At 70.6% G+C, this 26,032-nt stretch carries 22 protein-coding genes; 8 read left to right on the top strand and 14 right to left on the bottom strand.

Annotated features, from left to right (window positions below):
* The first annotated feature begins 151 nt into the window (after positions 1 to 151).
* Both ACTMTI_RS13410 and ACTMTI_RS13415 read left to right on the top strand, forming a co-directional pair.
* Complete coding sequence (locus tag ACTMTI_RS13410; protein WP_441120609.1) at positions 152 to 1,543, top strand: S8 family peptidase; 1,392 nt, start codon at positions 152 to 154, stop codon at positions 1,541 to 1,543.
* Positions 1,544 to 1,661: 118 nt separating this feature from the next.
* Positions 1,662 to 3,020, top strand: coding sequence for a S8 family peptidase (locus tag ACTMTI_RS13415; protein WP_441120610.1), 1,359 nt, complete (start codon positions 1,662 to 1,664; stop codon positions 3,018 to 3,020).
* A gap of 45 nt (positions 3,021 to 3,065) precedes the next feature.
* Here ACTMTI_RS13415 and ACTMTI_RS13420 read toward each other — a convergent pair whose 3' ends face one another.
* On the bottom strand, positions 3,066 to 3,254 hold the full coding sequence (locus ACTMTI_RS13420; RefSeq protein WP_441120611.1) for a hypothetical protein: 189 nt from the start codon (positions 3,252 to 3,254) through the stop codon (positions 3,066 to 3,068).
* Positions 3,255 to 3,319: 65 nt separating this feature from the next.
* Between ACTMTI_RS13420 and sppA the strand changes: the two genes are divergently transcribed.
* On the top strand, positions 3,320 to 5,017 hold the full coding sequence (gene sppA / locus ACTMTI_RS13425; RefSeq protein WP_441120612.1) for a signal peptide peptidase SppA: 1,698 nt from the start codon (positions 3,320 to 3,322) through the stop codon (positions 5,015 to 5,017).
* A 10-nt stretch (positions 5,018 to 5,027) separates the two neighbouring features.
* Here sppA and ACTMTI_RS13430 read toward each other — a convergent pair whose 3' ends face one another.
* Genes ACTMTI_RS13430 through ACTMTI_RS13450 form a run of 5 tightly spaced genes read right to left on the bottom strand, consistent with a single transcriptional unit; the run spans position 5,028 to position 8,972 of the window.
* Positions 5,028 to 5,510 (bottom strand): flavin reductase family protein, encoded by a 483-nt coding sequence (locus ACTMTI_RS13430; RefSeq protein WP_441120613.1) that lies wholly within the window; start codon positions 5,508 to 5,510, stop codon positions 5,028 to 5,030.
* A 42-nt stretch (positions 5,511 to 5,552) separates the two neighbouring features.
* A complete protein-coding gene (locus ACTMTI_RS13435; RefSeq protein ID WP_441120614.1) occupies positions 5,553 to 6,479 on the bottom strand; it encodes an ABC transporter substrate-binding protein in 927 nt (308 codons plus the stop codon).
* Between the two features lie 40 nt (positions 6,480 to 6,519).
* Entirely contained in the window at positions 6,520 to 7,212 is a 693-nt protein-coding gene (locus tag ACTMTI_RS13440; protein WP_441120615.1) for an ABC transporter permease, read from the bottom strand.
* A 28-nt stretch (positions 7,213 to 7,240) separates the two neighbouring features.
* A complete protein-coding gene (locus tag ACTMTI_RS13445) occupies positions 7,241 to 7,921 on the bottom strand; it encodes an ABC transporter permease (protein WP_441120616.1) in 681 nt (226 codons plus the stop codon).
* Positions 7,914 to 8,972, bottom strand: a complete 1,059-nt coding sequence (locus ACTMTI_RS13450; protein ID WP_441120617.1) for an ABC transporter ATP-binding protein — start codon at positions 8,970 to 8,972, stop codon at positions 7,914 to 7,916. The genes ACTMTI_RS13445 and ACTMTI_RS13450 overlap by 8 nt, the downstream gene beginning before the upstream one ends.
* Before the next feature lie 274 nt (positions 8,973 to 9,246).
* Here ACTMTI_RS13450 and ACTMTI_RS13455 point away from each other — a divergent pair, with 274 nt between their 5' ends.
* The gene (locus ACTMTI_RS13455) at positions 9,247 to 11,136 is read left to right on the top strand and encodes a hypothetical protein (RefSeq protein WP_441120618.1); all 1,890 of its coding nucleotides are present in this window, start codon (positions 9,247 to 9,249) and stop codon (positions 11,134 to 11,136) included.
* A gap of 34 nt (positions 11,137 to 11,170) precedes the next feature.
* On the opposite strand, the gene ACTMTI_RS13460 is transcribed toward ACTMTI_RS13455, so the two are convergent.
* The 7 genes from ACTMTI_RS13460 to ACTMTI_RS13490 are packed head-to-tail and all read right to left on the bottom strand — an operon-like array spanning position 11,171 to position 18,317.
* On the bottom strand, positions 11,171 to 12,058 hold the full coding sequence (locus ACTMTI_RS13460) for a sigma-70 family RNA polymerase sigma factor (protein WP_441120619.1): 888 nt from the start codon (positions 12,056 to 12,058) through the stop codon (positions 11,171 to 11,173).
* A 51-nt stretch (positions 12,059 to 12,109) separates the two neighbouring features.
* Positions 12,110 to 13,273: a lipid-transfer protein gene (locus ACTMTI_RS13465; protein WP_441120620.1), complete on the bottom strand. Its 1,164-nt coding sequence runs from the start codon at positions 13,271 to 13,273 to the stop codon at positions 12,110 to 12,112.
* The gene (locus ACTMTI_RS13470) at positions 13,270 to 13,674 is read right to left on the bottom strand and encodes a MaoC family dehydratase (protein WP_441120621.1); all 405 of its coding nucleotides are present in this window, start codon (positions 13,672 to 13,674) and stop codon (positions 13,270 to 13,272) included. Before ACTMTI_RS13470 ends, ACTMTI_RS13465 begins: the two co-directional genes overlap by 4 nt.
* Entirely contained in the window at positions 13,671 to 14,564 is an 894-nt protein-coding gene (locus ACTMTI_RS13475) for a bifunctional MaoC family dehydratase N-terminal/OB-fold nucleic acid binding domain-containing protein (RefSeq protein WP_441120622.1), read from the bottom strand. Before ACTMTI_RS13475 ends, ACTMTI_RS13470 begins: the two co-directional genes overlap by 4 nt.
* A gap of 14 nt (positions 14,565 to 14,578) precedes the next feature.
* Positions 14,579 to 15,733: an acyl-CoA dehydrogenase family protein gene (locus tag ACTMTI_RS13480; protein WP_441120623.1), complete on the bottom strand. Its 1,155-nt coding sequence runs from the start codon at positions 15,731 to 15,733 to the stop codon at positions 14,579 to 14,581.
* A complete protein-coding gene (locus tag ACTMTI_RS13485; protein WP_441120624.1) occupies positions 15,733 to 16,710 on the bottom strand; it encodes an acyl-CoA dehydrogenase family protein in 978 nt (325 codons plus the stop codon). The genes ACTMTI_RS13480 and ACTMTI_RS13485 overlap by 1 nt, the downstream gene beginning before the upstream one ends.
* Positions 16,710 to 18,317 carry an AMP-binding protein gene (locus ACTMTI_RS13490; protein WP_441120625.1) on the bottom strand — a complete coding sequence of 536 codons (1,608 nt, stop codon included), beginning with the start codon at positions 18,315 to 18,317 and terminating at the stop codon, positions 16,710 to 16,712. Before ACTMTI_RS13490 ends, ACTMTI_RS13485 begins: the two co-directional genes overlap by 1 nt.
* 188 nt (positions 18,318 to 18,505) lie before the next feature.
* Here ACTMTI_RS13490 and ACTMTI_RS13495 point away from each other — a divergent pair, with 188 nt between their 5' ends.
* Complete coding sequence (locus ACTMTI_RS13495; RefSeq protein ID WP_441120626.1) at positions 18,506 to 19,168, top strand: TetR family transcriptional regulator; 663 nt, start codon at positions 18,506 to 18,508, stop codon at positions 19,166 to 19,168.
* Positions 19,169 to 19,317: 149 nt separating this feature from the next.
* Here the strand turns inward: ACTMTI_RS13495 and ACTMTI_RS13500 are convergent, their stop codons facing one another.
* On the bottom strand, positions 19,318 to 22,227 hold the full coding sequence (locus ACTMTI_RS13500; protein WP_441120627.1) for a BTAD domain-containing putative transcriptional regulator: 2,910 nt from the start codon (positions 22,225 to 22,227) through the stop codon (positions 19,318 to 19,320).
* Positions 22,228 to 22,608: 381 nt separating this feature from the next.
* On the opposite strand from ACTMTI_RS13500, the gene ACTMTI_RS13505 reads away from it, so the two are divergent.
* The 3 genes from ACTMTI_RS13505 (at position 22,609) to ACTMTI_RS13515 (ending at position 26,013) form a co-directional block, all read left to right on the top strand.
* Entirely contained in the window at positions 22,609 to 23,547 is a 939-nt protein-coding gene (locus ACTMTI_RS13505) for an NADP-dependent oxidoreductase (protein ID WP_441120739.1), read from the top strand.
* 314 nt (positions 23,548 to 23,861) lie between these two features.
* Complete coding sequence (locus ACTMTI_RS13510) at positions 23,862 to 24,857, top strand: sigma-70 family RNA polymerase sigma factor (RefSeq protein ID WP_441120628.1); 996 nt, start codon at positions 23,862 to 23,864, stop codon at positions 24,855 to 24,857.
* A 43-nt stretch (positions 24,858 to 24,900) separates the two neighbouring features.
* Positions 24,901 to 26,013, top strand: a complete 1,113-nt coding sequence (locus ACTMTI_RS13515; RefSeq protein WP_441120629.1) for a steroid 3-ketoacyl-CoA thiolase — start codon at positions 24,901 to 24,903, stop codon at positions 26,011 to 26,013.
* Positions 26,014 to 26,032: the final 19 nt, after the last annotated feature.

A 26,032-nucleotide genomic window follows, 5' to 3' on the forward strand; every position in this document is an offset into this window, starting at 1 on the left:
AAAAAGCCTCCCTCGTTTCTCTGGTAACAAACGTCACTGACATCACAGTTGTCACAGGTGGGGATGTATGCGGCTGCACGCAGCCGGGAGCCGGAAAAGGTGCACGGCTCCCGCCTCAACGCATCACACCGCCTGATTCTCGGAGGAATAAGTGAGGCTACGCTCTCTGCCGGCCGGCGCAACGGCGCTGGCCGTCGCCTCGGCTCTGCTCTACGCGGCGCCGGCGCTCCACGCCGACACGATCGACACCAGCGGCCCCATCGTCAGCCCCGCGCTCGTCGCGGAGGTCCAGGGCAGGACCAAGGTCCGCTCCATCGTCCAGCTCAGGCCAGGGCAGAGCGTCGCGGCCGTCGCCGGCGACATCGGGCATGCCTCCGAGGGAAGCCGCGTCCTGGAGACGGCCGAGTCGCCGCACTTCTTCGTCGCCGAGCTGGACGAAGCCGCGTTGGCCAAGCTGAAGCAGGACGCCCGGGTCCAGTCCGTGTACAAGGACGAGGTGCGCTTCCCCCTTCTCGACACCAGCACGCGGACGATCCGCTCGGACCGGGCCAACCTCGCGGGCTGGACCGGTAGGGGCACGACGGTCGCCGTGCTCGACACGGGCATCGACCGCGACCATCCGTTCTTCGCCGGCCGCCTGGTCGACGAGGCCTGCTTCTCCTCCTCCTACGCCGGCGACGGCACGGTCTCGATCTGCCCGAACAACCAGCCCAGCCAGATCGGCCCCGGCGCGGCCGACGCCGAGATCCCGCTGTGCGTGGTCAACGGCCGCAACCTCTGCGACCACGGCTCGCACGTGGCGGGCATCGCGGTGGGCAGGAGGACCACGGGCGCGCCCGCCAACGGCGTCGCCCCCGCGGCGGGACTCATGGCGATCCAGGTTTTCAGCCGCTCGGACAGCCCTTCGACGTGCGGGATCGGCGGCGAGCCGACACCGTGCTACGTCAGCTACATCTCCGACCAGAAGCTGGCGCTGGAGTACGTGGCGCGGGTTGCCAGATCCCGCAACGTCGCGGCGGTGAACATGAGCCTCGGGGGCGGCGGCCCGTACGCCGCGGCCTGTGACACCGACCCGAGCGCCGCCGCGGTCAAGCCGGAATTCGACACCCTGGTGGCCCTGGGGGTCGCGCCCGTGGTGGCGGCGGGCAACAACGGCTTCACGAACGGGGTCGCCTCGCCCGCCTGCATCTCCACCGCCGTCGCGGTCGGCGCCACCTGGGACAACGACGCGCCGGCCTACTTCACCAACCGCGGCAAGCTGCTCGACGTGTTCGCGCCCGGAGTGTCCGTCAGGTCGGCGGTCCCGGGCGGCGGCTACGCGTACGCCAGCGGCACCTCGATGTCCGCGCCGCACGTGGCGGGGGCGTTCGCGCTGATGCGGCAGGCGTTCCCGGGCTTCACGATCGCGCAGAGCCTGCAGCGGCTCCGGAACGCCGGGAAGGGCATCCCGTACGTGGGAGGCACGACGACGATCACGCCGCGGATAGACGTGCAACGGGCCACCGCGGGCTCCGTGGCGACCACGGCCGATCCCCGCCTCTGAACTGACGGGCCCTTCAGGGACAAGAAGAGATAACGGAACCCAAACCCCCCCTCTGACATCAGTTGTCTAATTACTACACTTCCATCAACAAAGCCCCCCGAACCCCCCGGAGGAACAGTTGAGACTTCCGTCTCTGCTGGCCGGCGCGATCGCGTTAGCCGCTACCTCGGCAGCGCTGGTCGCCACACCCGCTCTCGCCGACCCCGACTCCAAGATCGACCCTGCGATCACCGCGGCCGGCGAGCACCGCGCCATCGTCCGGGTACAGCAGCCCGCCCAGGTCAAGTCCGTGCAGACCAGCGCGGAACAGGTGAAGCAGGACAAACGGAACGTCTCCGCTGAGCCGCCCTCCGAGGTGGCGGGCAAGCTGGACTTCTTCGTCTACCGCGGCACCCGCGCCGAGTTGGAGAAGATCGCCGAGCAGTCGGACGTCGTCTCGATCCGCAAGGACAAGCTGAACGAGCCCACGCTCGTGGAGAGCATCCCGCTGATCGGGGCCGACCGGGCACACCGGCTGGGATATTCGGGCAAGGGCACGGCCGTCGCGATCCTCGACACGGGCATCGACAACGACCACCCGGCCTTCGGCAACCGCATCGTGGCCCAGGCCTGCTTCTCGGCCGCCGACCCCGTCGACGGCTCCACGCCGCTGTGCCCGAACGGCAGCCAGTTCCAGATCGGCGACGGCGCCGCGAACTCCGAGGCCGAGGCCTGCACGAAGGACGCGCCGCAGCCGCAGTACGGCCTGTGCTACCACGGCACGCACGTCGCCGGCATCACGGCGGGCCAGGCCACCCCCGAGTTCGCGACCGGTGGCGTGGCGCCGAAGGCCACGATCATCCCGGTGCAGGTGTTCAGCCGCTTCGACAACTCCCCGTACTGCGCGGGCCGCCCGGTCTGCATCCTGGCGTACGACTCGTCGATCCTGACCGGCATGGCCTACTCCGATCTGGTAGCCGACCAGTACAACGTCGCCTCGGTGAACCTGAGCCTGGGCGGCGGCCAGTACACCGAGGCCTGCGACGAGGGCGACGGCGCCGACTTCAAGGCGGAGGTCGACAAACTCCTGGCCAAGGGCACCGCCACGGTGGTCGCGTCGGGCAACAACGGCTTCGAGGCGGCGGTGTCGTGGCCCGCGTGCGTCTCGAACACGGTCGCGGTGGGCGCCACGGACAAGCAGGACGCCGTGGCCACGTTCTCCAACCGGGGGACGATGCTGGACGTGTTCGCGCCGGGCGTGGCGATCAAGGCCGCGATCACGGGCAACACGTACGCGGCCCTGAGCGGCACGTCGATGGCGTCCCCGCACGTGGCGGGCGCGTTCGCACTGCTGCACCAGAAGCGCCCGCACTCCTCAGTGGACCGGATCCTGGACGCCCTGAAGCGCACAGGCAAGCCGATCGGCTACACCAGCGCGGGCACCGAGGTGACAACGCCCAGAATCAACGTGTATGCAGCATTGAAGGCCCGATACTGACGACGCCTGGGTAGGTGGGCCGTCGCTCACCCCCAGGCACCTCAGTTAAGACGCCCCCGGCATGAGGCGAATATCCGCGGGGCCTGCGCGCGTCGGCGCGGGCCTGGGCCGCGTGCCGCTCGCCATGCCGAGCCGCGCGTCGAGGCAGCGGGCAGTGGCGAACCTGACCAGCTCCGCCCATTCGCGGTCACGGCCGAAAACGTGCGCGGGCTTGGCGAGGGGTTGCACAGCCAATGGTGTACACCTTCGCGCCGAACACACGTGGACCCATTTCCAAATGTGTCGCTTAGGGTGGCTTTATGGACGCAGGCAAGGCGATCTTCGAAACCGTCGGCAAGCTTCGCCAGCGGCGCACGGCCCCGCTGGTGCTGGAGCTCGATCTCACCGAGGGCCTCACGGAGGGCCCCCCGGCGGATCCGCTCGCCGCGTTGCTGTCCATGCGCAAACCGCGCCTGTCCGACGTCCTGTCCGGGCTCCGGCGGGCCAAGCAGGACTCCAGGGTCAAGGCGCTGATCGTGAAGATCGGGAGCAGCCCGCTGGGGCTGGCCATGGTGCAGGAGCTGCGCCAGGCCGTGGTCCACTTCCGGGCCTCGGGCAAGCTGACCGTCGCGTTCGCCGAGACGTTCGGGGAGTTCGGCGGCGGCACCGTGCCCTACTACCTGGCGACCGCCTTCGAGCGTGTCTACCTGCAGCCGAGCGGCGACGTCGGGCTGACCGGGGTGGCTCTGGAGCAGCGCTTCCTCAAGGGAGCCCTGACGAAGCTGGGCGTGGGGTACGAGGCCGGGCAGCGGCACGAGTACAAAACCGCCGTCAACACCTTCACCCAGGACCACATGACCGAGCCGCACCGCGAGTCCATGAGCCGCATCGTGGAGTCGGTCACCGAGACGATGATCGCCGGCATCGCCGACGGCCGCCGGCTGGACCCCGGCAAGGTGCGCGAGCTGATCGACCGCGGACCGTTCACCAGCGCGGAGGCGCAGGAGGCCGGGCTGGTCGACGGGCTGGCGTACCGGGACGAGGTGTACGAGGAGATCAAGCAGGCCACGGGCGGCGACGCGCACCTGCTGTTCGTCTCCAGGTACGCCCGGGCCGCGGCCGTACGGAAGCTGCCGCATCCGATGGCGGATGGGATCGCGCTCGTCCACGGCAGCGGCATGATCAAGACCGGCCGCAGCGGCCGGAGCCCGCTCGGCGGGGGCGGGGCGATGGGCTCCGACACGATCAGCGCCGCGCTCCGGGCCGCGAGGCGCGACGAGCACATCAAGGCCGTCGTCTTCCGCGTCGACAGCCCCGGCGGCTCGTACGTGGCCTCCGACACGGTGTGGCGCGAGGTGACCCTGACCCGCAAGGTGAAGCCGGTGATCGTCTCCATGGGCGATCTGGCGGCGTCCGGCGGCTACTTCGTGTCGATGGCGGCCGACGTGATCGTGGCCCAGCCGGGCACGCTGACCGGCTCGATCGGCGTGTACGGCGGCAAGCCCGTCTTCTCCGAATTGCTCACCAAAATGGGGATAAATTCGGAAATGGTGGCGGAGGGGGCCAACGCCGGCATGTTCTCCACGTCCCGCAACTTCTCCCCCGAGCAGTGGGAGCGGATCAACGCCTGGCTCGACCGGATCTACGACGACTTCGTGAGCAAGGTGGCCGAGAGCCGCGACCTCCCCCGGGAACAGGCCCACGAACTGGCCAAGGGCCGCGTGTGGACCGGCGCCGACGCGCACGCCCGCGGGCTGGTGGACGAGCTGGGCGGGCTGGAGGACGCGCTGACCCTGGCCAGGAAGCGGGCCGGGCTGGGCGACGAGGCCCCCGTCCGCCTCTATCCCCGGCTCAACCCCCTGGAGCGGCTGCGCGGGCCGGAGTCCAGCGAGGACAAGTCCGCGGCCCTGGCCCGGGTACGGCTGGACGCCTGGGGACCGCTCGCCCGCCTGTCCGCCGAACTCGGCCTCCCGGCGACGGGTCCGCTCCTGCTGCCCGAGTGGTACACGATCCGCTGAACCGGCCCCGCTACGTGCCCATGGCCCGGTAACGCCCTCGGAGCCGTACCAAGGGCTGGAGGGCGGGGTTGACGTAGGGGACGGACAGGACGGTCGCGAGGAACAGCGTGTGGTCGCCGGCCGGGATCACCCGGGTGGTCTCGGCTTCCAGGGCGGCCACGCCGCCCTCCACCACCAGCGCGTCCGTCTGCGGCCCCCGATGGTGCGGGACGCCCGCCACCAGGAGCCGCGCGCTGGGCCGGCCGGGGGTGGCGAAGCGGCTGGCGATCGCCGCCTGGCCGGACGACAGCAGGGAGGCGGCCCAGCGGTCCTGCCGGAGCAGCACCTCATTCAGGTAGCCGCGGCTGGCCAGGCTGACCAGGACGAGCGGCGGTTCCAGCGAGACGGACATCAGCGCCGACACCGTGGTGCCGAGGTCGTCGCGCCCGTCGCGGACGGTCACCACCGCCACCCCGGCCGAGAGCTGGGCCATCGCCTCCGTGAACTCACTCACCGCGAGGGCCCCCGATCCAGGAGGCCCTCGCGGGAAGCGGCGTCAGGCGAGGCCGTTGGAGGTCAGCCATTCCTTGGCCACCGTGGCGGGCTCGTCCTTGTTGACGGAGATCTTCTGCATCATGTCGAGCAGGGACTGCGTGGACAGCTTCGCCGAGATGGAGTTCAGCGTCGTCTTGATGACGTCGGACGCGGCCGCCTTGTTGAGCAACGGCGTCACGTTCTGAGCGGGGAAGATGTTCTTGGGGTCCTGCAGCGGCACCAGGTTGTTGGCGGTCATCTTGGGGTCGGTGGTGAACACGTTGCCGACCTGGATCGAGCCGTCCTTGATCGCGTCAGCGGTGGTCGGCCCCGTGGGCTTCCACTCCTTGAACTCGATCCCGTAGACCTCCTTGAAGCGCGCCTCCCACCGCTCCTTGAACTCCGGCGGCCCACCGACGACCATGCTCTTGGAGACCTTGGCCAGGTCCTCCATCGAGTTGAGCGACTGCTTGGTCTGGGTGTCCTTGGTGATGGACAGGCTGTCCTTGTCCTCGGCCGGGGAGGAATCCAGCACCTCCAGCTCGGCGGGCAGCTTCTCCTTCAGCGTGGTGTTGACCTCATCGGTGGTCGCCGCGGTGCTCTTCTGGTCGATGAAGGCCAGCAGGTTGCCGTTGTATTCGGGCACGATGGTCAGACCGCCGCTCTTGACCTGGTCGTAGACGACCTCGCGGCTGCCGATGCGCGGCTTCTCCTCAACCTGCACGCCCTTGGCCTCCAGCGCCTGGGCGTAGATCGACCCGAGCAGCACGCTCTCGTCGAAGTCGAAGGATCCGATGACGGCCTTCCCCCCGCCAGAGGCCGAACCGCTGGGAGCCGCGCTCGAGGTGTCCAACGGGTTACCTGCCGTGCTACCGCCGCCACCGCCACAGGCGGCCAACGCGAGCATCGCCGAAACCAGGATTCCCGCGACGCGGTACTTGCGTCTCATCTTTGCTTTTCCCTTCTAAGGCGGGAGGTAATACAGGAGACTATCGAACCTTCAGCCGCCGGCTCACCCCAGGCGAGACCGTCACTCTCTGAGCGAGCGTGAACAGGATCTGCACCACGAGCGCGAACAGCACGATCAGTACTGAACCGCCGACGACGCTGGAGTAATCCTTCGTCGCGAAACCGTCGATCACGTATCGCCCGAGGCCGCCGAGCCCGGTGTAAGCGGCGACCGTGGTGGTGGCCACGATCTGAATCGCGGAGAGCCGGCAGCCGAGCAGGATCAGCGGCAGCGCGACCGGCACCAGCACCCGCCCGAGCACCTGCCCGCTCCGCAGCCCCATCCCGTACGCGGCGTCGCGCAGCTCGGGATCGACCCCCTTGATGCCCTCGAACGTGTTGACCAGGATCGGCGGCACCGACAGCAGCACCAGCGCGATGACCACCGGCCAGATCGAGGCCGTGCCGAGCAGCAGCACGAACATCACCAGCAGCCCCAGTGTGGGCAGCGCCCTGGCCAGGTTCGCGGAGACGACGACGAGCACCTCGCCCCGGCCCGTGTGGCCGATCAGCAGCCCGAGCGGCACCGCGATCAGCACGGCCAGCACCAGCGCCAGCGCCGAGAACTCCAGGTGCTCCAGCAGCCGCGCGGGGATGCCGTCGGGCCCCGACCAGTTCTCGGGGTCCCCGAAGAACTGGCCGAGCCAGTCGAAGAACGCGATCAGCCAGCCCACGACGCCGCTCCCCATCCGCAGCACGCCCTCACGACGCGGCTCCCTTCCTGGCCCGCACCCACGGCGTGAGCAGCCGCTGCGCGAGGACCAGCAGACCGTCGGCGACCAGCGCCAGCGCGACGATCAGCACGATGCCCACGATCACCGGCGGCATGAACGGGTTCTGGTACGCCCGCGTGAACAGCCCGCCGAGCCCTCCTTGCCCGATCAGCGCGCCCACGCTGACCAGGCTGATGCTGGAGACCGCGACCACCCGCAGCCCGGCCAGCACCACCGGCACGGCGATCGGCAGCTCGACCAGCAGCAGCCGGCGCAGCGGCGTGAACCCCATCGCGACCGCCGACTGCCGTACGTGGTCGGGCACCGAGCCCAGCCCGTCGACCACCGCCGGGATGAGCACGGCCATGCCGTAGAAGGTCAGCGGGATGATCACGGTGGTCTGCGACAGCCCGGTCACCGAGATCAGCAGCATGAAGACCGGCAGCGAAGGGAGCGCGTACACGATGTTCATCAGGCCCGAGGTGGGCTGGTAGAGCCAGCGCCAGCGCACGCAGGCCAGCCCGAGCGGGAGCGCCAGGACTAGCGAGAACAGGATCGGCACGAGGGACATGGTCAGGTGGTCGGTGAGCAAATTCCTGATGCTGTCGACCCGCCCGGTGTCCCAATTGCGCCCGATCCACTCCCATAGGGAGGGAGGACCGTCACCCATCCGCCGCCTCCGCCAGCGCCTCGTCGAGCGCCTCTCTGGTGGCCACGCCGACGACCTTGCCCTGCTCGTCCACGGCCACGGAGCAGCCGGACGGCGACAGCAGTGCCGCGTCGAGTGCGGAGCGCATGGAGTCCTTGCCGTGCAGGAACGTCCCGTACGGCTCCAGCTCCCCCGGACGCGCCCCGGACACCCAGCCGACCGGCCGCCCGGCCGCGTCCACGACCAGCAGCCACGGCTCGTCGCTCGGGTCCGCGAAACCTTCGGCCACGGTCAGGTCGGTACGCAGCCGCAGTCCGGCGGTCGAGATGAACTGCAGGCGCCTGATCCCCCTGTCATGGCCGAGGAACTCGCGGACGAAGTCGTCGGCCGGCTCCGACAGCAGTGTCTTGGGGTCGGCGACCTGCGCCAGCGTGCCGCCCACCCGCAGCACGGCCACGCGGTCGCCCAGCTTGATGGCCTCGTCGATGTCATGGGTGACGAAGACGATGGTCTTGTTCAGCTCGGACTGGAGCCTGAGCAGCTCGTCCTGCAGGCTCGTGCGCACGATCGGGTCGACCGCGCTGAACGGCTCGTCCATGAGCAGCACGGGCGGGTCGGCGGCGAGCGCCCTGGCCACGCCCACGCGCTGCTGCTGCCCGCCGGAGAGCTGGAACGGGTAGCGCCCGGCCAGCGCGGGGTCGAGGCCGACGCGTTCGAGCAGCTCCATGGCCCTGGCGCGGGCCTTCTTCTTGTCCCAGCCGAGCAGGTAGGGGACGGTGGCGATGTTGTCGATGATCTTCCGGTGCGGGAAGAGGCCGGCCTGCTGGATGACGTACCCGATGCCGCGCCGCAGCGTCGGGGGGTCGATGCCCTGCACCGGCACGCCGTCGAGGAGGATCTTCCCCTCGGAGGCGTCGATCATCCGATTGATCATCCGGAGGGACGTCGTCTTTCCGCAGCCAGAGGGGCCGACGAACACGGTGATCTCACCGGTGGGCGCCTCGAGGCTGAGGCGGTCCACGGCGACCGTTCCGTCTGGGTAGCGTTTGGTGACAGCGTCGAATGTGATCACGCGCGAACTCTCGCTTCGGGCTTCCTTGGCAGGGGCCGCGGCCCCCTGCCACGACCGCCGCATGATCTCCTGGACCCACAGACTACGGCGATCTGAACCGCTCTGTCCCCTCAGGCCCTGCTTAAGCGTTTCACTGACCAGGCATATTTACCTAAATCTGGATCTGGTAGTGCGCAGGACCTCTGTGTGTTGGCATGATTACCTCCACGATCTCAAGACGCGCATCCCTCACCTTTGCCCTCAGCGTCCCGCACACAGCAAGAGGATCCGGCCCGTGTCCCAGCCGCTCACCGATCAGCGCCCACGCGCCGAACTGGTCGCAGAGCTCTACGACCAGCATGCCACCGGGCTGTTCGCGTACTGCGCTGACCAGCTCGGCGACCTCGGCTCCGCGTCCGACGTCCTGGTGTCGGTGCTCTCCGCCGTCCCAGCCACGGAGCCGCCGCGCGCTGCTCTCTACGCCCTCGCCCGCCGCGAGATCCATCGGCGGGACATCGTCTACGCGCCTCCCATGGTCGATCCGCTCATCGACCCGGCCACCGCTCTCGTGGAGCGCACCCTGCGCGAGCTGCGCCCGCACCAGCGCGAAGTGCTGGTCCTGTGCGCGGTCTGCGGGCTGAGCAAGTCCGAGCTCGCCTGGGTGCTCGACGTCGCCCCCGACACCGCCGAAGAGCTGGCCGTGGGGGCGGGACACCGCTTCCGGCAGGCTCTGGGGGCGGCGCTCGCCTCCATCAGCGTACGTGTGCCGAAGCCGGTGGCGGACGTCTACGGCGCCCTGACGGTGGCGCCGCTGCCCGACGTGCTCGGCCGCCTGCCGTGGCCGCAGCCGCCCGGGGCGTTACGCATCCACTTCGCGGGCTCGCGTACGGCGACTCCCGCGCCGTTGTTCGTGAAGCCGCGCTGGCCCACGCCGCCGGTGTGGCCGCAGCCGCTGGCGGACGCCGATCCGGCGACCAGCACAGTGATCTTCCCGGCCGAGCTGATGACGCCGCCCTCGCCGTCGCGCGTCCCGGTGCACGAGGCCACGACGGCCCCGATGCCCAAGCTCCGCGACCCCCTGGACACGCCCGACACCGCCCGCCCCCTCCGGGACCCCTTGGGCGCCCTCGACGCGGCCCACCCCTTCAGACCCATGACGGGGCGGAACCCACAGGCCGCGCCCTTCGCCGAGCAGGACCCGCAGACCGGACCGTTCGGCAGGCGAGATCCGCAGGTCGCGCCCTTTGGCGAACAGGACCCGCAGACCGGACCGTTCGGCGGGCCAGACCCGCAGGCCGCGCCCTTTGGCGGGCGGGATCCGCAGGCCTTCACGCCGCCTGGAGAGCGGCCGTTCTTCATGGCCGCGTCCGAGTCGGCGGACGGCCCGCAGCCGTTCGTCACGGGTGACGTGCTGCTGCCGAAGGACTCCCCTGAGCCGTTCGCGACCGGCGACGTGCTGCTGCCCAGCGAGACGCCGCCCCGGCCGTTCGACGGGGGCGACGTGCTCGCGCCCCGACGCGACACCCGCCCGTCCAGGCGCGACGCCCGCCCGTCCAGGCAGGCGCGGCACCCGTCCGCGGCCGACGACATCCTGGTGCACAAGGGCCCGCCCCGCCCGCAGCCAGAGCAGCAGGAGACGGAGGAGCCGGTATACGCCACGGCGGCCCCGCTGTTCCAGCCACGCCCCAAGCCCGCCGACCCGGCCTCACGCGCCAAGCCCGCCGAGCCGATCTCGCGTCCGAAGCCCGCGGACCCGATCTCGCGTCCGAAGCCCGCCGAGCCTGTTTCGCGTACCGAACCCGCGGACCCGATCTCGCGCCCCAAGCCCGCCGACCCGATCTCGCGCGCCAAGCCCGCCGAGCCGGTCTCGCGTCCGAAGCCCGCCGATTCGATCTCGCGTGCCAAGCCGGCAGAGCCCGTCTACCGGATGCCGTTGCCCTGGGAGAACGACCCGGCCGACGAGAAGGAGGAGGCGTTCCGCGAGGAGCCTTCCTTCCTGGCTCCGCGCCCCGTCCGGGCCCGGCCCGTGCCGAAGCGGCGACCCGAGAACCCTGCCATGACGGAAAAGGCGCGCCGCCGCAAGGACCGCCACTTCGACTGGGCCTGGGAGCTGATCGGGTTCCTGATCTGCGTGGCGATCGCGATGATCGTGTTCTTCTCCGTGCCGATGTTCGTCGACCAGTGAGCCACGGCCCGCCCCGCGCGGGCGGGCCGGGAACTCACCTCTGGTCGTTGCCGACGGCCAGGCCGAGCGCCTTCAACCGGTCCGGATCGCCGAGGATGTCCATGGCCACGACCTTCCCTCCGGAGACCGTGAACGCCATGATCGACAGCGGCTCGCCGTCCCGCGCCGTGAGCACGCCGGCCACGCCGTTGACCAGCACCGGCTCGCCGTACGCCGCGATCCGCTGGAACCTCAGCGCCTGCTTGGCCACGGTCAGCGCCCCGCGCAGCTCCGTCCACCCGCCGGCCACGGCGCCGACGTCGGCTCTCAGGACGACGTCCGGGTGCAGGACGGCCACCAGGGCGTCGAAGTCGCCGCCGCGCGAGGCCGCCAGGAAGGCGTCCACGACCTCGCGCTGCCGCGACAGGTCCGGGTCCGGCTCCGGGGCGGCGCCCTGGACGCGGCGGCGGGCGCGGCTGGCGAGCTGTCTGGTCGCGGCCGGGGTGCGGTCGACGATGAGGGCGATCTCGTCGAACGGCACGGCGAACATGTCGTGGAGGACGAACGCCAGGCGCTCCGCCGGATCCAGCGTCTGCAGCACCACCAGCAGCGCCAGCCCCACGGAGTCGGCCAGGAGCGCCTCCTGCTCGGGATCGGCCCCGTCCACCGGGCTCACGACCAGGTCCGGCAGGCGCGTCTCCAGCGGCTCCTCCCGGCGCGTCTGACGGGAACGCAGCATGTTGAGGCAGATGCGGCCCACGACCGTGGTGAGCCAGCCGCCCAGGTTCTCCACATCGCCGGTGTCCGTGCGGTTGAGCCTGATCCACGATTCCTGCACCGCGTCGTCGGCCTCGCTCAGCGAGCCCAGCATCCGGTACGCCACCGCTCTCAAGTGACCGCGGTGCGCCTCGAAGACGCCGGTCAGCAGGTCTTGCTCATTCACTGTCACATTCTCTCGTGCTGTCGCGTCATAGCGGTGACGCACGAAAGCCGGTCAGTCGGCCGACAGGATCAGGCCGCTCGTCGGCACGCCGGTGCCGGCGGTGACCAGGACGTTCGCGACGCCGGTGAGCTGGTTGGCGGCGGTGCCCCTGAGCTGGCGCACCGCCTCGGCGATGCCGTTCATGCCGTGGATGTAAGCCTCGCCGAGCTGGCCGCCGTGCGGGTTGACCGGGAGGCGGCCGTCCAGCTCGATCCCGCCGTCCTTGAGCAGTTCCCGGGCCTCGCCGCGGCCGCAGAACCCCAGCTCCTCCAGTTGGGTCAGGACGAACGGGGTGAAGTGGTCGTACAGGATGGCCGTCTGGATGTCCTGCGGCGACAGGCCGGACATCTCCCAGAGCCGGCGCCCGACGACGGACATTTCGGGGAGGCCGGTCATGTCGTCGCGGTAATAGCTCGTCATCATCAGCTGGCCGGCGCCGGACCCCTGCGCGGCCGCCCTGATCACCGCGGGGGATCTGCGCAGGTCGCGGGCGCGTTCGAGGGAGGTGACGACCAGGGCCACCGCGCCGTCGCTCTCCTGGCAGCAGTCGAGCAGGCGCAGCGGCTCCACGATCCACCGGGACGTCTGGTGCTCCTCCAGCGTGATCGGGCGCCCGTGGAACCAGGCGGCGGGGTTGGTGGCGGCGTGCCTGCGCATGGCGACCGCCACCCGGCCGAAGTCCTCGGAAGTCGCGTTGTACGCGTGCATGTAGCGTCGCGCGAACATGGCCACCCAGGCCGCCGGCGTCATCAGCCCGTACGGGACGTGCCAGCTCATCTCCAGGCCCTGCGAGGTGGGCTCGCCGGTCAGGCGGGCGTTCGGCTGGCCGAAGCGGCGGCCCGAGCGCTCGTTGAACGCCCGGTAGCAGACGACCGTCCCGGCCAGTCCCGTGGCCACGGCCATGGCCGCGTGCGCCACGGTCCCGCAGGCCGCGCCCCCACCGTACTCGACCCGCGAGAAGAACGTCAGATCGCCGATCCCCACCTCCCTGGCGACGGCGATCTCCTGGTTGCTGTCCTGGCTGTAGGTGACCAGGCCGTCCACGTCTCCCGGGGACAACCCGGCGTCGTCCAGCGCCGCCAGCACGGCCTCGGCGGCCAGCCGCAGCTCCGAACGCCCTGACTTCTTGCTGAACTCGGTGGCACCGATGCCCGCGATGGCGGTGCGCCCACTCAACAACGGCTGCTCCCTGGGAGGACGAACGTGACAGTGCCGGTGACGTGATCGCCCAGGCTCACCGTGCCGCGTACCGCGACCGTGACCTGGCCGCCCGAGCGTCCCACGACGGTCCCGGTGAAGCTCAGGCGGTCGCCCGCGTACGCGGGGACGCCGAGCTTGACGTTGATGCTCTTGATGAGGGCCTCAGGGCCCGCCCAGTCGGTGACGTAGCGCTCCGCGAGGCCCATGGTGGTCAGGATGTTGAGGAAGACGTCCTTCGCACCCTGGGCGCGGGCGAGCTGGGGGTCGTGGTGCACGGGGGTGAAGTCCATGGTCGCCAGGGCGGTGGCGACGACCACGGTGGGCGTGAGGTCGATGGACAGCTCCGGCAGCGCGGAGCCGATTTCTGTCGGCATCATGACTCCCCGGGCGCCCACATCGGCAGGACGAGCCGGTCGTCCATGGGGCGGTACGTCACGCGCAGCGGCATGCCGATGTCGACCTCCTCGATCGGGCAGTCCACGACGTTGCCGACGATCCGTACGCCCTCCGGCAGCTCCACCACGCCCACCACGAACGGGACCTCCCGGCCGGGCACCGGCGGGTGGTGGTGGACGACGAAGCTGTAGAGGGTTCCGTGGCCGCTCGCGACCTTGTAGGAGCGGTTGGCCGAGCGGCAGCGGGGGCACAGCGGGCCGGGCGGGTGGCGCAGCTCGCCGCAGTCGGCGCAGCTCTGGATGCGGAGCTCGCCGTCCTTCACGCCCTCCCAGAAGAAGGCGGTGTCCTGGTTGATCGCGGGCTGGAGCGGGTACGGCTCCCGCTTCTGTGGGGTCGCGGCTGGACGAAATTTCAGGACACGGAAGAGCATTTCCGCCACCGGCTCGTCGTCGTCGGCGTACCAGGTGACGTTCCAGGTGGCGAAGTAACCCACGCCCAGAGCGGTCCTCTTGGGGCCCGCCAGGCCCGCGAACCTGGTCGCCGGGGTGAGCCGCTCCCCCAGGCGGGCGTAGCGGTGATAGGTCTGCTCGCAGTTGGTCGCCACCACGCCCGTGTAGCCGTTGGCCGTGAGCGCGGCCAGCATGTCGTCCACCGGCGACCGGTCCTTGTCCCGCAGGCCCGGCATCGTCCAGACCTGGGCCATCGCGGGCGGGGCGACGCCTTTGTCGAGGTAGACCGGGTTCGCGTCGCCCATGGCGGCGAGCCAGTGCCTGATCATGGGGGCGTTCACCGGGTCCGGCGCCGGGGTGCCGCGCACCTCCCCCAGCGCCGCCTGCTTGGCCGCGAGCTCATGCAGCTCCTCATCGGTCATGGGCTGAGGCTCGGTCATCGCGGCGGCCTCGGCAGGCTCAGGCCCAGCATCGCGATCAGCTCCCGCTGCACCTCGTTGACCCCGCCGCCGAACGTCAGCACCACGGCCCCCTTCACCCCATGATCGAGGCGTTCGAGCAGCTCGGCCGTCTCCGGGTCGGCCGGGTCGCCGTACCTGGCCAGGATGTCGCCGACGAGCCTGCCGACCTCCTGCATGCGCTCGGAGCCGTAGACCTTGGTGGCCGACGCGTCGGGGGCGCCCAGCCAGCCGAGGTCCATGTTGGCGGCGACCTGCCAGTTGAGCAGCTCGTTGGTGCGGTGGGCCGCCCACACCTTCGCCAGCGCCCGCCGTACGTCCTGGTTCTCCACCAGCCCGGTGCGGCGCGCCCAGGAGAGGAAGCGGTCGTAGGTCTGGCCGATGTTCCCGGCGGGGCCGAGCGTGACGCGCTCGTGGTTGAGCTGGTTGACGATCAGGTCCCAGCCCCGGTCCACCTCGCCGACCACCATGGTCACGGGGACGCGGACGTCGGAGTAGTAGGTGGCGTTCGTGTGGTGGCGGCCGTCCATGGTGGTGATCGGGGTCCACGAGAAGCCGGGCTCGTCCGTGGAGACGATCATCATGGTGATGCCCTTGTGCTTCTTGGCCTCGGGATTCGTCCGGGCGGCGAGCCAGATGTACTGGGCGTAGTGCGCACCGCTGGTGAAGATCTTCTGGCCGTTGACGACGTAGTGGTCGCCGTCGAGCACCGCCGTGGTCCGCAGCGAGGCCAGGTCGGTGCCCGCCTCGGGCTCGCTGTAGCCGATCGCGAAGTGGCACTCGCCGGCGAGGATGCGCGGCAGGAAGAAGTCCTTCTGCTCCTGGGTGCCGTACTGCATGAGCGTGGGGCCGACGGTCTGCACCGTGATGATGGGGTACGGGACCCCGGCGCGGGCTATTTCGTTGGCGAAGATCTGCTGTTCGAGGGGGCCGTAGCCGCCTCCGCCGTACTCCTTGGGCCAGCCGAGGCCCAGCTTGCCGTCGCGGCCGAGGCGGCGGCAGTGCTCCATGTACGCCTCGCCGAACGGGTCCTCGGTGATCTTCCTGCGGTCCTCGTCGGTCAGGCAGTTCTGAAAGTATTCGCGGAGTTCGTCACGGAGCCTGCGTTGGCCGGGGGTCAGGTCGATCAGCATCAGACGAGCGCTCCGATCAGGTCGAGCTGGGCGTCGGCGCCGCCGAGCAGGTGGGACAGATGCTTGGCCTGGGCGAAGTAGCGGTGCAGCGGGTAGGTCACGTCGAGGCCGAGGCCGCCGTGCAGGTGCTGGCAGGTGTAGAGGGCCTTGACCGCCTCCCCCACGTGGTACGCGGCCAGTGCCAGGTCCTGCTCGGCCGGCAGGCCCTCGCCCAGTCGCCAGGCCGCCGACCACATGGCCACGTCCAACGCCCGCCCGGCGATGTAGACGTCGGCGATCTGCATGGTCACGGCCTGGAACTCGGCCAGCGCGCGGCCGAACTGCCGCCTGGTCCTGATGTAGGAGGTGGTCAGCTCCAGCGCCCCGGCGAGCACGCCGCCGGCCTGGGCGGCGACCGCGGCCGTGAAGAGCTGACTGGCCCCGGTGCTCGCCTCCGGTCCGGCGACCCGCTCGGCCGGGGTGCCGTCGAGCACGATGGTGGCGGCCGGCTCGCCGGTGGAGGTGTACTCGGCCGTCATGGCCGGGCTTTCCACCAGGAACAGGCCCTCGTCGGCGGCGACCAGCGCCGTCGCCCCGGGATGCAGCACGGAGATCTTGCGACCGGTCAGGGTCCAGCCATCGCCGTCCTGCCGCGCCGCCGTCAAAGGCGGATCGGCCAGGGCGCGGCCGGGCTCGCGCAGCGCGAGCGCGATGGGGCCCTCGCTGTGGCGTCGTTGCTGGTCAAGGGTGCCGTAGCGGGCCAGGGTCAGGGTGCTCGCCAAGATCGGCAGCGCGGGGACCGGCGCCGCCCGCGTGCCCACTTCCCGCAGCACGACGGCCATCTCCACCGGTCCCAGCCCGGCGCCGCCCGCCTCCTCCGGCACGCAGACGCTCATCAGCCCGGCCTGCCACAGCCGCTGCTCGTCCCCTTCCTTGGCGAGGACCTCGGCGGCCAGCTTCTTCAGATCCTGCTGGGTTTCGTCCAGATTGAAATCCACTACGTCTCCAAGAGGTGTTGCCTGCCGTGCCGTACGAACTCCTCCTCGATCCCCTTGGCGTCCGCGTCGGTCAGCGGCCGGAGCCCGGCGGGCGTGCGCCACCAGACCGGGTCCCCCGTACGCCATCCCTCCCGTGCCAGGTGCCGTTTGATGACCTTGTGCGAAGGCGTCTGGGGCAGGTGATCAGAAAGGCGGATGTAGCGGGGTAGGGACTTGGCGCCGAGATCACGGCGGGATGCCAGGAAGGCCGTGAACGCGTCCGGGTCGAAGGCCCCCTCCATCACCAGCGCCGCCATGACCTGGTCGCCGGCCGCCGCGTCCGGCACCGGGTAGACGGCCGCCTCGATCACGCCGCCGAACTCGCGCAGCGCGGCCTCGATGGGCGCGACGGCCAGGTTCTCGCCGTCCACACGCAATCGCTCGGTGCCGCGTCCGGCGAAGAACACGTACCCGTCCGCGTCCCTGTAGGCCAGGTCCCCCGACCAGAACGCGCCGTCCCTGACCCGCTCGGCGTCGGCGCCCGGATCGTTGTAGTAGCCCTCGAACAGTCCCAGCCCGGCCGTGTTGACCAGCTCCCCGACGGCCTCGTCCGGGTTGAGCAGGCGGCCGTCCTCGATGCGGGCGGGCGGGCACGGCAGTCCGGTGAGGGGGTCGAGGATCGCCACACCGTCGGGCAGCCTGCCGAGGCAGCCAGGGGGCCCGGAAGGGTCGGGGGTGAACGAGATGGCCGTCTCCGTCGACCCGAAGGCGTCGATCACGTGGCACCCGAACCGCTCCCCGAACCGCCTGATCGCGACCGCGCTCCCCTCGTTCCCGAAGGCGATCTTCAGCGGGTTGCCGGCGTCGTCGGGGCGTTCTGGGGTGGCCAGGACGTAGGAGAGCGCCTTGCCCACGTAGTGCAGGTACGTGCAGCCGTACCGCCTGACGTCGGGCAGCAGCCCCGAGGCCGAGAACCGGCGCCGCAGCGCCAGCGCCGCCCCCGACGCCACGGCGGGCGCGTAGGCGGCCATCAGGGCGCCGGAGTGGAACAGCGGCATCGAGCAGTAGACGACGTCCTCGGGCGTGAGCAGCGCCCCCAGGCGCATCCCGGGCACGGCGATCTTCCGTTGGGTGATCCGCACGGCGCGGGGCCGGCCTGAGGTGCCGGACGTGAAGATCAGCATCACCAGGTCATCGGGCCGGGGATCAGCCTGCGGCTCCCGCCCGACGGCGGACAGGGGCAGGGCCTCCACCCCCAGCGCCTCGGCGACCGGCCTGGCCACGCCCTCGTAGGGGACGTCCGACAGGAGCAGGTCGACGTCGGTGGCGCGGGCGTCGCGGATCAGCTCGTCGACGGACCGCGTCGGGTTCAGCGCCACGACCACGTGCCCGCTCAGTGCCGCCCCGCCGAGCAGGAAGACCAGCTCGGGAACGTTCTCACTCAGCACGCCGACGTGCAGGCCGGTGCCACGCCCCGAGAGCCACGCCCCGGTGGCCCGGCAGGCGGCGACGTGCGCGCGCCAGGACCACACCGCGTCCTCGAACAGCAGCCCGGGACGATCGTCCGCGGCCCGTGCGAGAAGCAGGGCCGCGAGCGTGTTCGCGGTCGCGGGCGGGTTCGCGGTCATCGGGCCTCCAGCAAGCGCTCGGTCAGCCGAATCGCAAACTAGAACAGATTCTAATATCTGTCCAGTAACCGTCCATAGCGATGACTCCGGACACGTGGCTGTAACCCCGTAGACATGGGGCGATGAGGCTTGTTTGTTGACCCGTGAGTAACAAGCCGTGGCTGCGAGAAATCAGATAACGTGTTCTCATGCGTACTTCGCAGGCGACGGAGCTCACGATTGCCGCGCCCTCCTCCAGCGAGACCGAGGGGACCATGGAGAGCCACCCCACGGCGGGCGGGCACAGCGTCCGTACGCGTAGCCAGCACCAGCGCCGCAAGCGCATCGTCCAGGCCGCCGCCGCCCTCGCCTCACGCGGCGGGGTCGAGGCCATGCAGATGCGCACGGTGGCCGAGCGCGCGGGCGTCGCGCTCGGCACGCTCTACAGGTATTTCCCCTCCAAGATGGACCTGGTCGTGGCGGTGGTCGGCGAGGAGATCGACCTGCTGGAGAGCAGCATCGAGCGCCGCCCGCCCGGCGCCGCCACCCCGTCGAGCCGCGCGGTGGACGTGCTGATGCGCGCGACCCGCGGCCTGATGCGCGAGCCGGAGCTGGCCGACGCCCTCATCCGGTCCTTGATCATGGCCGAGGTGCAGACGCCGTTCGGCGAGCGGATGACGGGACTGCTGCTGCGCGTCTCCGCCGACGGGCTGACGCTCGACGAGGCGAGCGAGGAGCAGCTCGATCTCGCAGGGTCGCTGGCCAGCGTGTGGGTGCAGGAACTCCTGGAGATGCTCCGCGGCCGCCGCACCTATGACCAGATCCAGCGCCGCATCGAAACCGCCGCCGCCAGGCTTCTCGCCGATATTTAACCCCGCTTCTTCTTTTTACGCGCTGCCGTGGTCCGCCAACCGCCGCCGCCGGCTCGCGTCCGTCCAGGGAAACGGCCTCTGACCGGTCAGTGGCGCGCCACCGTTACGGAGCGCGCAGTGGGCCATGGGACACGTGCCGGGATGAGGGTTCAGAGCATGTTCTTGATCGGCTGGGGTGTTTCGGGCACGGGCTGGGCGAGGATCTCGGTCGCCTCCCCGGGTGTGAGCAGGCGGGCGTCGCGCAGGAGGCGGACGGACTCCTCCCACTGTTTCCGTGCTTCGCCGTGCCGTTCGAGGTGGTGCAGCGTGATGCCGAGCCACCAGCGTGACATGGCTTCCCCCAGGCGGTATCCCGACTCGTGAAGCAGCCGCACGGCCGTCGTGTAGCTTTCCACCGCCTCGGTCAGCCGGCCGGCGTGGCGGTAGACGTCGCCCAGCGAGTCGTGTGCCGTGCCCGCACCGGCGAGCGGGTCCGTCTTCGGCCACAGCTCCACCAACTGGCGTGCTTCCGCGATCGCCTCCTCGAAGCGCCCCTGGCGCCAGTAGACGTGCACCCGGTTGTTGCGGATCGCGGCCGTGGCCCCGGGGCGTTCGGCGTCGTCGATGAGTGTCAGAGCGGACTCGAGGTAGGCGAGCGCGTCGTCGAGACGTCCCACGATCGTGTTGATGACACCGAGGTTGTTGAGGGCTCCCGCCTTCCTTCGGGGCAGTTTCGCGCGGTCCCAGTCGGTGAGAGCTGTCTTCAGTTGCGCGATCGCGGCGTCGTAGCGGCCCTGGTCTCGGTAAACCCAGCCCAGGAAGTTGCGGAGCTGGGCCTTTCCCTCCCACGCCGCGATGCGATCGGCCACCTCGATGGCGTGCGCGTAGACGCTGGCCAGTTGCGTGTGCCAGCCCTGGTAGCAAAAAGGCCAGTGGAGTCCCAGGACCAGGCCGATGGCGGTCGCCGGGTCGGGGCCGGCCAACGCCTGCTGCGCGGCGGCGAGCAGGTTGTCCCGCTCGTCCTGGACCCATCGTCTCGCCTCCGCCAGGTCCTTGAAGGCGATGTCGGGCAACTCGACCGGGCATATCAGCATGGCGTCGCTGTTGAGCATGGTGCTCGCCATCCACAGGGTGGTCAGGTAGTGGTGGAGCCCGCGCCGTACGGCGGTGGTGCGTTCCTCCTCCGGCAGGTCCTGGTGTGCGCGTTCGCGGGCATAAAGGCCGACCAGGTCGTGGAACTGGTAGCGGTCGGGTCCGGCGGGCTCCAGGAGGCGGGCGTCCTGCAGGCGTTCCAGGGCGGCTTCGGCGCGGTGGTGGGGCCAGCCGGTCAGGGCGGCGGTGGCGGCGGGGGTGTGGGTGGGCAGGTCGAGCAGGCCGAGCAGCGGCAGCAGATAGGCCGCGTCGCGGCCGGTGGGTTCTTCGTGCAGGTGGTGGTGGCTGACCGCGATGCTGGCGCGGACGGCCAGGTCGGCGTACTCCAGTACGTCCAGGCGGCGGGTGGCGTCGGCCAGCCGTGCTTCCAGGTCGGACAGGGTCCAGTCGGGGCGGGCGGCCAGGCGGGCGCCGACGATGCGCAGGGCGAGGGGGAAGCCGCCGCACAGGTCGACGATCCGCTGGGTCGCCTGCGGTTCGGCGCGGACTCGGTCGGGTCCGGCCAGGCGGGACAGTAGCGCGGCGGCGTCGGCGGCACTCAGGGTGCCCAGGTGCAGGTGGCGGGCGTTGTCCAGAGTGGCCAGCGGGTCCCGGCTGGTGATCAGGACCCGGCAGCCTGGGCCGGCGGGGATGAGCGGGCGGATCTGGCGGACGTCGCGGGCGTTGTCCAGGATGACCAGCAGGTTGCTCGCCGCGGTGAGGGAGCGGTAGCGGGCGGCGGCCTCGCCCGCCTCGGCGGGGACGGCGGCGCCGTCCAGGCCCAGGGAGCGCAGCAGATGGCGCAGCGCTTGAGCCGGGGTCAGCGGATCGAGTCCGGGGGTGGATCCGTGCAGGTTGAGGTAGATGACGCCATCGGTGAACCGGGCGGCCACGGCGTGGGCGACGTGGACGGCCAGCGCGGATTTGCCGACGCCGCCAGGTCCGTCGATCACGGTGATGGCAGGCCCGTCGGTGGGCCCGTCGGTGGGCCCGTCGGTGGGCCCGTGGGCAGGCCCGTCGGTGGGCCCGTGGGCAGGGCCGTGGGTGGGGCCGAGTGCGGTGCGCAGGCGCTGGATCTCGGTGGCGCGGGCGGTGAAGGCGCGGGTGTCGGCGGGCAGTTCGGCCGGGATGTACGGCTCGCTGAGCGTGAGCTGCTGGGCCGGGGTGGTCAGGTCGAGGACAGAGTCCTTGACCAGGACGGCCTGGTGCAGGCGGCGTAGTTCGGCGCCGGGTTCGAGGCCGAGTTCGGAGACCATGATCCGGCGGGTGTCCTGGTAGACGGCGAGCGCTTCGGACAGGCGGCCGGCGCGGTGCAGGGCGAGCATGAGCTGGGCGGCGGGGCGTTCGCGTAGCGGGTGGGCCCGCACGTGTACGGCCAGGTCCGCGGCGAGTGCGTGGTGGTCGCCGGCGGCAAGACGGAGATCGGCGTGGTCTTCCAGGACGGTGAGGTGTTCTTCTGCCAGGCGGGCGGCTTCGATTTGTGCCCAGGGCGCGGTCAGTTCGGCCAGTGGTTGGCCTCGCCACAGCTGCAGGGCTGCGCGGAACAGGGCGTCGGCGGCGGCCGTGGCCCCCTGCGTCTGGGCGGTGCGGGCGCGTTTGACCAGGCGGGTGAACAGGTGCGCGTCGATGTGGTCGGGTTCGAGCGCGAGCCGGTAGCCGCCGGACACGGTCTGAATGATCTCTTCGGTGGTGTGGGGTCCGAGAGTTTCGCGGAGTTTGGAGATCACGATGTGGAGTTGTTTGGGCACGGTCGCCGCGGAGCTGTGTCCCCAGATGTCGGTGAGGATCCGCTCGGCGTGTACGGTCTGCCCGGCGTCCAGGGCGAGTCTGGCCAGCACGCCGATTCGTCGTTGCCCGGCGACCTGGACCGGTTCGCCACCGGCCAGCACCTGCCACGGACCGAGGAATCTGATCTCCAGCGCCATGAGAAGCGAGGTCCCCTCCTTCAACGGGGTCGGCAATGTAACGAGATGGCCGGGCTCATCCGCGGCGATGACGGATGGAACGCCGTCTTCGTGCGGACTTCCGGCGTCTTGATTCACCTGTGCATGTCTAGACGTGCAGGCTTACATGTGACTTGCAGGCCACCGATCACCGGGAGACCAACGACAGGACCGCCCCACAGCGGGGCAGCGGCCCAAGAGCCGCACTCCGTCCAGGAATGCGGAGTCAGGCCCCGATAACGCGAGGTCTGTCCGGCTTGCCGGACGGACGCGGTGTCGACTTCCACCGGATCGCTGCCCGGCCTCGGCCGGCAGGCGACGAGGCCACGCCGGTGTCCGTTTTACTTGTGTAAACACAGAGGACCGAAGACGCTGGACCGCGTGAAGATGAAGGCGATCAGCCAGGACGCTCTGGGCGGTCCTGAAGTGCTGAAGATGGTGGAAGTGGACAAGCCGGTCCCCGGTCCGACCGAGGTGCTGGTGCGGGTGCAGGCGGCCGGGCTCAACCCGACCGACTGGAAGATCCGCGAGAACGGCGGCCTGCTGGCGGGCCCGCCGTTCGTGCTCGGCTACGACGTCTCCGGCGTGGTGGAGGCCTCCGGCATCGGGCAGGCGCTCTACAAGCCGGGCGACGAGGTGTTCGGCATGCTGCGCTATCCCCAGGGGCACGGCGCCTTCGCCGAGTACGTGGCCGCGCCGTCCCGCCACTTCGTACGCAAGCCCGCGGGCATTGACCACACGCAGGCGGCCGCGATCCCGTTGGCCGGGCTGACCGCCTGGCAGGCGCTCGTGGACGTGGCGGGGCTGAAGGGTGGTCAGCGGGTGCTCATCCATGCCGCGGCCGGCGGGGTGGGGCATCTGGCGGTGCAGATCGCCAAGGCCCGCGGGGCGTACGTCATCGGCACGGCGAGCGCCGGCAAGCACGATTTCCTGCGCGATATCGGCGCCGACGAGCTCGTCGACTATCGGACGGCGGATTTCGCCGAGGTCGTGCGGGACGTGGACGTGGTGCTCGACACCCTGGGCGGCGACTACGGACCGCGCTCCCTGCGCACCCTGCGCAGGGGCGGCACGATCGTCTCGCTCGTCCTCAGCCAGTTGGACGCGAGCCTCGACGCGCAGGCGGCAGAGTTGGGCATCCGCTCGGAGACCATGCTGGTGGAGCCCGACCAGGCCGCGATGCGGGCGCTCGCGGCGCTGTTGGAGGCGGGCCGGCTGCGGGTGGAGATCGCGGCCGTGCTGCCGCTGGCTGAGGCCGCCAAGGCGCACGAGCTGGGTGAGACCGGCCGCACCACCGGCAAGATCGTCCTTTCCGTGCCTCACTGAGGGCCGCCTTTGGTGGCGGCCTTCGCCCGAGCGCCCCGCGGCCCGGGGGAAGGCCGCTGGTCTTGTGCCGCCGCGGGCAGGCCCCGTTCTCGCAGTCCCGCCGCGAAGACGGGCTCCTCGCGTTCCCCCGTCTCCGCCGGCCGGCCCGGCTTCGGCACTGCCAGCGCGATGGTGCACAGCACGGCCGGCGCCACTCAGCGGAGCGATCCGTCTTCAGGGTGATTCCTTCGATTTCGTCATGGGGGTCGCTCAATTAACCAGGCGGAGGTAAAAAACTCGTCGTTCTGTCGGTAGCGGGGTCTATACAGGGTGGTATGAGCGACAAGCCGACGAACGAGGACTTCCTTCGGCGGGCTGATCCGATGCGGCGCGAGCTGCTGGCGCACTGCTACCGCATGATGGGGTCGGTGCACGACGCCGAGGATCTCGTCCAGGAGACCTACCTTCGGGCGTGGCGGGGCTATGACGGCTTCGAGGGGCGTTCCTCGCTGCGTACGTGGCTCTACCGCATCGCGACCTCGGCGTGCCTGACGGCGCTGGACAGCCGCGGCAGGCGGCCGCTGCCGTCCGGGCTGGGCGCGCCGAGCACCGAGCCGAGCGCGCCGCTCGTACAGGACGCCGAGGTGCCGTGGCTGGAGCCGGTGCCCGACGCGCTCGCGGGCGCGGGCGCGGGCGACCCCGCCGCGATCGTGACCTCGCGCGAGAGCATCAGGCTCGCGCTGATCGCCGCGCTGCAGCACCTGCCGCCGCGCCAGCGCGCGGTCCTGATCCTGCGTGACGTGCTCAAGTGGAAGGCCGCCGAGGTGGCCGACGCGGTCGGCGTGTCCACCGCGGCCGTCAACAGCATCCTGCAGCGGGCCCGCGCCCAGCTCAACCAGGTGTCGCCGAGCCTGGACGACCCGGTCGAGCCGCTCACGCCCGAGCAGCGGGAGCAGCTCGAGCGCTACGTGGCGGCGTTCGAGAACTACGACGTCGACAGCCTGGTGCACCTGTTCACCAAGGACGCGATCTGGGAGATGCCGCCCTACGTCGGCTGGTACCAAGGACCCGACGCGATCATGGAGCTCACCAGGAGGCACTGCCCCGCCCAGCGCGCGGGCGACCTCAAGCTGGTCCCGATCGCGGCGAACGGGCAGCCGGCCTTCGCCATGTATTTCCGCGAGGACGGCCGCTACAGGGAGTTCGCGATCATGGTGGTCACGTTCTCGGGAGAGGGCATCAGCCACGTGGGCATGTTCTTCGGGGAAACGCTGTTCGAGACCTTCGGGCTGCCCGCCACTTTGGAAAGCGAGACTACCGCGACAAAGTAGAACGCGTTACAGTCAGCGCCAGAGCATCGTTCTGGAGGCGACTGTGGGCGCACCTGTGATCGTCGAAGCCGTTCGCACCCCCATCGGCAAGCGGGCGGGCTGCCTGGCCGGACTCAAGCCGCAGCAGATCCTCGCCGCCGCGCTGAACGGGCTCGTCCAGCGGGCCGAGATCGAGCCGGCGATGGTCGAGCAGGTGTTCGCCGGATGTGTGACCCAGGCGGGCGAGCAGGGCGGGCACATCGGGCGCTATTCGTGGCTGTATGCCGGGCTGCCGCACCAGACCGGAGTCACCACCGTGGACGCGCAGTGCGGGTCGTCGCAGCAGGCGGTGCACCTGGCGGCGGCGCTGATCAGCGCCGGGGCGATCGAGGCCGGCGTCGGCTGCGGGGTCGAGGTCATGAGCCGCGCGCCGCTCGGCAGCAACGTGCGGCCCGCGCAGCCGAAGCCCGACGACTGGAGCATCGACCTGCCCGACCAGTTCACCGCCGCCGAGCGGATCGCGCGCCGGCGCGGGCTGACGCGCGAGCGGCTCGACTGGTTCGGGGCGCGCTCGCAGCAGCTGGCCGCCAAGGCGTGGGCGGACGGGCGGTTCGAGCGGGAGATCGTGCCGGTCGGCGACGTACGCAGGGACGAGGGGCTGCGCGAGACCACCGAGGCGGGGCTCGCCAAGCTGAAGCCGGTGGTGGAGGGCGGCCTGCACACCGCGGGCACGTCGTCGCAGATCTCCGACGGCGCGGCCGCCGTACTGGTGATGAGCGAGGAGGCGGCGCGGCGGCACGGGCTGCGGCCCCGGGCGCGGATCCGGGCGCAGGCGCTGATCGGGGCGGAGCCGTACTACCATCTGGACGGTCCGGTGGAGGCGACGGCCAAGGTGCTGGCGGCGGCCGGGATGACGATCGGCGACATCGACAGGTTCGAGGTCAACGAGGCCTTCGCGGCGATCGTGCTGTCGTGGGCCGCCGTGCACGAGCCCGACCTCGACCGCGTCAACGTCAACGGCGGCGCGATCGCGCTCGGGCATCCCGTGGGCGCCACGGGCGCGCGGTTGATCACCACGGCGCTGCACGAGCTGGAGCGGTCGGACGCGGCGACCGCGCTGGTCACGATGTGCGCCGGCGGGGCGCTGGCGACCGCGACGATCCTGGAACGGATCTAAGCAAACAGCTCGAGGGGGC

The sequence above is a fragment of the Nonomuraea sp. H19 genome, from assembly GCF_052068215.1.
Taxonomy (GTDB): Bacteria; Actinomycetota; Actinomycetes; order Streptosporangiales; family Streptosporangiaceae; genus Nonomuraea.